The organism is Trichormus sp. NMC-1 (assembly GCF_001858025.1).
In the GTDB taxonomy this organism is placed as follows: domain Bacteria; phylum Cyanobacteriota; class Cyanobacteriia; order Cyanobacteriales; family Nostocaceae; genus Anabaena.
Window position 1 is genome coordinate 53577 of the sequence record NZ_LZQD01000012.1, and the last position, 5787, is coordinate 59363.

5 protein-coding genes and 1 pseudogene are annotated in these 5787 nt (G+C 37.8%); all 6 read left to right on the plus strand.

Annotated features, from left to right (window positions below; all coding sequences use genetic code 11):
- Nucleotides 1-56: 56 nt before the first annotated feature.
- Nucleotides 57-260: pseudogene (locus tag A9Y75_RS24395) on the plus strand (DUF5674 family protein); the annotation flags it as partial.
- Nucleotides 241-600 carry a hypothetical protein gene (locus tag A9Y75_RS24400; RefSeq protein WP_071192254.1) on the plus strand — a complete coding sequence of 120 codons (360 nt, stop codon included), beginning with the start codon at nucleotides 241-243 and terminating at the stop codon, nucleotides 598-600. The pseudogene A9Y75_RS24395 and the gene A9Y75_RS24400, both read left to right, overlap by 20 nt.
- Nucleotides 601-887: 287 nt before the next feature.
- Nucleotides 888-1544 carry a hypothetical protein gene (locus tag A9Y75_RS24410; protein ID WP_071192258.1) on the plus strand — a complete coding sequence of 219 codons (657 nt, stop codon included), beginning with the start codon at nucleotides 888-890 and terminating at the stop codon, nucleotides 1542-1544.
- 224 nt (nucleotides 1545-1768) lie between these two features.
- The gene (locus A9Y75_RS24415; RefSeq protein ID WP_071192371.1) at nucleotides 1769-3193 is read left to right on the plus strand and encodes a hypothetical protein; all 1425 of its coding nucleotides are present in this window, start codon (nucleotides 1769-1771) and stop codon (nucleotides 3191-3193) included.
- Nucleotides 3194-3284: 91 nt separating this feature from the next.
- Nucleotides 3285-4046: a hypothetical protein gene (locus A9Y75_RS24420; RefSeq protein ID WP_071192260.1), complete on the plus strand. Its 762-nt coding sequence runs from the start codon at nucleotides 3285-3287 to the stop codon at nucleotides 4044-4046.
- Nucleotides 4047-4099: 53 nt separating this feature from the next.
- Nucleotides 4100-5284 carry a hypothetical protein gene (locus A9Y75_RS24425; RefSeq protein ID WP_071192262.1) on the plus strand — a complete coding sequence of 395 codons (1185 nt, stop codon included), beginning with the start codon at nucleotides 4100-4102 and terminating at the stop codon, nucleotides 5282-5284.
- Nucleotides 5285-5787: the final 503 nt, after the last annotated feature.

Consider the following 5787-nt stretch of genomic DNA (forward strand, 5'->3'; position numbering starts at 1 on the left):
CCACATATCAACTAGATTCCCTTGTCAATAGGATTTGAGATGCGCTAACCCTGGTATTATTGAAAGATGGTAGCAAGCAGAAAGACATTTGGGGTGCAGACTGGATACCATTTACACAAAAAATGGCTTACGAGTCAATTATTAATATTCGGCCTAGTCAAAATAATCGGTCGATGATAATTCAAGACCCAGCGATACGAGAACGTGTAACACAAATTACTCAAAGATTAATAGGTGGTTATGAACCAGAATTTAAATGAAAAACAAACCCGCTTTCAAATCAACAATATACCAAATCGCTTAGGACATATAGCGGCTAATTTAGCACGAATTAAGTCATTTTCTCAGATTGCTTATAAAGAAGCGGTGAAAAGTGTAATTTCAGAAACCAAGTGGTTTATTGAGTGGACAGCAGCAGAAATAGAACCTGTTCAAGCTGAGGAATTGGTGAATATTCAAATTCAATTAGCGATGTGGGAATTAACTTGGAATGACATTTGGGCAGATGAAAAAGTACGGGCTGAAGTTGCAGAACAATCTGGTCTTTGGTCTGAGCGATTATTAGATATGTCAAGCTTACTATCTGAATCCATCGCATAGTAATTAATTCAAATAACGAGTCTTCACAATTAAGGTTTGGTATGTATAATTTTACAAAACTCGTAATTAGAAAAATAATCTTGCTAATCAGCGAAAACAATTATTTCAAACAGATACACATTGCTAAATTAAAACAAGCAATTCAACAAGGTATTGATAGTGGAGAATCTACCCCGTTAAACATGAGTGAAATCATAACTAAAGCTAAACAACGAAGGCAATAATTAATCAAAATAATTAATTTGCAGCTAACCGCTGCCTGGGAGAGATGCAATTTTCTCCCAACTATGCCAATAATTAACCTTGCTGATATTCAACAAATTAATAAAACACAGCAACAACTTCTATTTCCTCACTTAAAGCATCATCAAAATCACGCTGCTTTCGACTCTATAATAGCAGATAACTTTCAACTAGTGATGAAACAATTATTTTTACAACTACCTGTAGAACCTTTATTAAATGCCCATCCTCAAATTGATCAATGGGTTGCTCAAGTACAGGAAATTGCACCAGAAATCTTTCAATCTCGCAAGAAGTTATTAGTTGATAACCCAGTCATTGCCCCCCTAATGATTAATAACGATAATTACTTTATTCAAGTCACCACAAATATAGCATTTAAACAAGGTATACCCAGAATTTATGAATGGGCTGTGCGTCATCCTCAGTTAAGCTGGCAAGACCGAGTAAAATTGTGGACTACAACTATTCAATATTCAGTTATTCCTAACCAAATACAGCTTGTGATTTTAGCATTAGACCCTGTGAAACCACCCCAAAGATTAAATATACGTTGGCATAAAAAGTATCATCGGCAGACTGAAAAATGGTTAATTAAACTCCTGAATCAACCTCAAGAGAATAATTTAACATCAAATCAAATCAATCAAGAAATATCGGCAATGGTCAATTTAGACAATATTTCTGAAGTCAACATTTAAGAGGCGAATGCCTTCCTTAACTAATAGAAGTTAGATTCTTGGTTTTGTTAGTAAAATTTCGTTGTATTCCTGTAGCTATTTGATAAATTAGAACTTAAAATAGTCATTAATACTGTTTGCGGGACTTTGGTATGACTTCCGAATCTAGCCTTTGTAGCTATCCTAGCTGGTCGTGCCGCCATTCCCCGAACAGTACCCTTGGAAAGCAAGCCACTATGCCACAAATGAACATTAATTGGACTAAACAACATCAGCAGGTGGCCAGGGAAGATTTAGTCATGTTCATTAACGCTTGTCTTTCCTGCACAGGACAGCGTGAATTTTACAGTGATGGTTACGGGCAGCGTATATCTATTGACTTTTTACATGATTATATTTTAGGTAATTACCGCTTACTTTATACCCGGACATTGGCAGCAGGGATTAACCACTTCAACCAAGCGCAGATTATTCTCAAATTGCTAGCAACCGGAAAACACACATCCCCTGAACATCGCCAAGAAGAAGGGACATTAATAGCCGCCGCATTAGCAGCTTTACCACCACAACGAGGTTGGGATGTATTGCAACAATTACGGAAAAGAGGTATTAATAATCGCCGTAGCCGAGCGATCGCTCGTGACTATCTCCAGCAACGACGCGACATTAACTTTGATGCTGTCAAGTATCGCTCCAAATTTCGGGCGATCGCCTCCCATGCACACCTCACCCTCCCAGGAGAATTAGGTAATTTCCTCTTTGGCAAATGGAAACAGCGAGTTTATCAAACCGAATTATTCGAGACATTTCGCCAAGCACACTATAGTGCTGAAGCCGTTTATCAGCTACCCTTTACCGTTGCTGAAGGTTTAGCCATAAAACACGGAATTAAACGTGAGGTCTTCTTGTCTGGTATTCAAGACCAAATGACCTTAAATGAAAAATTGCGCTTACAAACTTCAGCTAACCACATAGATGTAGAAATCAACATCAATTTAGGTCGTCTCCCCCTAACTCGTTTGGTGCTGTATATCCTATCCTTACCATTAGAAACTCGCAAACAGCAGTGGGATATCTTCAATCAAGCATTAGAAAAATCTGCGGCTTTCACATTAAAAAAATCACCCCTCAAACTAAGACGAGTAGCAGCAGTCCTAGATTGCAGTTACTCCAGTTCAGGTTCCACCGAAAAACATCGTCGTCCTCTAGGGGTAGCCTTAGCCGCTCATTACCTACTAAGAGCCGCATCTCAGGAATACCAAGCCTTTTGGACGATACCCACTCATGATCCACTACTGATTCTCCCTCGTGGACAAACAGACTTAGCTACACCCCTACTGGATGCTTTAGATTGGGGTGCAGATTTAGTAGTCATCATCACCGACGGTTGGGAAAACGACCCCCCCAATGGAGCATCGGAAATTCTGCGTATATATCGTCATCATTTAGACCCTGAACAAAAAACTTCCATTGTGCATTGCAATCCGGTTTACAATGCCGATGACTTTTCCTTACATCCCCTCAGTCCCGCAATTCCCACAGTCGGATTACGAGATGCAGAAGATTTACCGACAATGTTAGGTTTTGCCAGATTTGCTGAAGGTTCTGCATCTTTAGCTGAACTAGAGGAATATTTAGCAGAGCGAGTAAGGCAAATGTTAAGCGGATAGGTTGTAATAAAATTACCCAAATTTTATACTCAAATTATTGCATCATCAAATCATTAAAATTCTTAGTTTTTAGATAGCTTTTAAATAACTTATGAAAGCACTGCATTATTTAATATTTCACCCTGACTACGCTAGGAAAAAAACTGAAGTACAATGTCAAGCTCTCACTGATAATCAACTTATAGATTGGAAAGGGAATGTTTGGGTAGATGAACCCTGTGAAAATGAAGACCCCTTCGTATTTTCAGACAGGTGGCTTTATTCCTATTGTCATGCTACTCAATTAATAAGAAAACCTAAATCTCAAGCTGCCTATGTAACAACAGGATCATGTATTTTCTTCTGTAGTGGAGATGCTGCCAATAAAAACATGATTCAGCTAGATACAGTTTTTGTTGTAGATCATGTTGCTCATTGGACGGAACACCAACAAGGAATACCTGAAGAATTCAAAGAACATTATAAAAATAATAAATCTGAATTATGGAATAGACATTTTAAGTACCCTTTTCTGGGACAACATTCTGGAAAATATACCTATGTAAGTAGACAATGGTTTGATAGTGCAGATGAGTATTCTTTTTTACCTATTTCTCAAAATGGTGAGAGAGTAGAGTTCGATTTAGCATTACTAACACCAGATATTCAATCGAAAATAAAAGATAAAATAAAGGGTAAATATCCAGTACCATTAAGCGACCAACAAAAAAGCGAATTACTCAAAATAATATTATCTCGAACGAGTATTCAAGTAATTGGCAATCTGACGCGAGAAGATGAAAATATCAAAATAATCAACCCTCATAATACAGGTGGATGTGGAGGAAGGTTGGGAAAGCTTGGAAAATGTTAGGCTTAGTCAAAAAATTAAGATGAAAGATTCAATAAAAATACACACACTATTCTATGGCATCTAAAAAAGATTTATTAACAGATATATCACTCAAAGGATTAGAAATTGCCCCTTCTCAGGTATGGGGTTCAGTCCGAATTGTGCCATTATTGCGTCGTCAGGTTCGTGACGATTTGCGCTTATTTCGTCGTAGCTATAATGAAGATTTAACAGTTGTTTCCTTAGCAGGAGAAATGACAGCACCAGGAATGAAATATTTCTCCTATATTCCTCATGGATTAGTATTATCTTGGACTGATGATGGTAGTCCTGTGGGTACTTTTGGAGGGCAGATTTTTAAAACAGATGGTAAGCAGCTAAATTGTAATTGTGCTAGTGTTCGATTAATGCACCGCATGGTAAAGCGGGAATCTAGTAATCAACTGAGATTTTTACCACTACATTTAGCAATGGAAGGCTTTTTAGCAATGTTCTTTAATGGTCCTGATATTGCTTGGCGTGAATATTCTAAATATGCCCTTTCTCAGGGTCTGGGTAGCCGCATAGAAAGTTCTTTTAGTGGACGTTATGTTACTGGGCTTGAAGATGCTTTGCGGGTATTTGAAATCCACTCTCAACAAGTAGGAGTATTGGTATTTGTGGCTGAAGTATTAGCATCAGCTTTTGTAGTCCCCACACCAGAAGATTATCGCCTTCTACACAATAGTTTGTTAGAAGATTTTTATGGTGAATTATTGTACCAATATGCTTTATTGCACGATACTACTTTCCCAATGAATGTATCTTTAGATGAATCAAAAATTAAGGATTTAACAGCTTTGAGAGCAGCAGTAGAAAATATGCGTTCAGATTGGGCATCCTTTCAGGGGTTCATGGCAGAAGGACTGTTAGGACGCAAGTTAATTTCTCAAAAAGTTTATACTGCTGGTTCATTTGTCTTACAACGATTTATTACTGACCTCAATCCTAAAGAAGAAAATCATATTGGGGAAGCGATTATTCGAGAAAATGGTGACTTGGAGTATTTGAAAACTTACCGTTTATCAGGAATGCAGACTCGTCGAGTTTATTTGTTGAGTCAATTAGCGGATCATAATTGGAATTTGGATGCTACAGCTAGTAAACTGGGCAATACAAGAGAGGAATTTGTCCAGCGTTTAGAGAAGGTAGGTTTTGGTTATTTACTCAATGCGGAAGTACGACTTGCTGCACTGAAAAAAGTTAAGGGTAAAAAGTGATTCGGTATTGCTTAAATCATTTTTTCAAGAAGCACCCAACCAGTTCTGCTGTTCTGATCGCTGCCAAGCAATGCCGCCAGAAATTACAAAAAAGGGAACAGGGAACAGGGAACCGGGGACAGATAAGAAACAAAAGTTGCACCAGTTTAAAGCTCAGTCGAAAAAAAAGATGTTTTTAAAAGATGCGTAGCACGAAAAAAAACAGTGTCATTATTTCAATTTCATGTTTTTAAACATGAGTTTTTCTGTTCCCTGTTGCCCGTTCCCTGTTCCCTCTGAAGTTATTATTTTTCTGGTTTTTGTTGTATATTTACACAATAGCACGACTCCAATTTAAGCTAATTAAATCTAAAACGTAATCAACGGAGTTATCTATATTTTTCCTTACATCCCCTCAGTCCCGCAATTCCCACAGTCGGATTACGAGATGCAGAAGATTTACCGACAATGTTAGGTTTTGCCAGATTTGCTGAAGGTTCTGCATCTTTAGCTGAACTAGATGA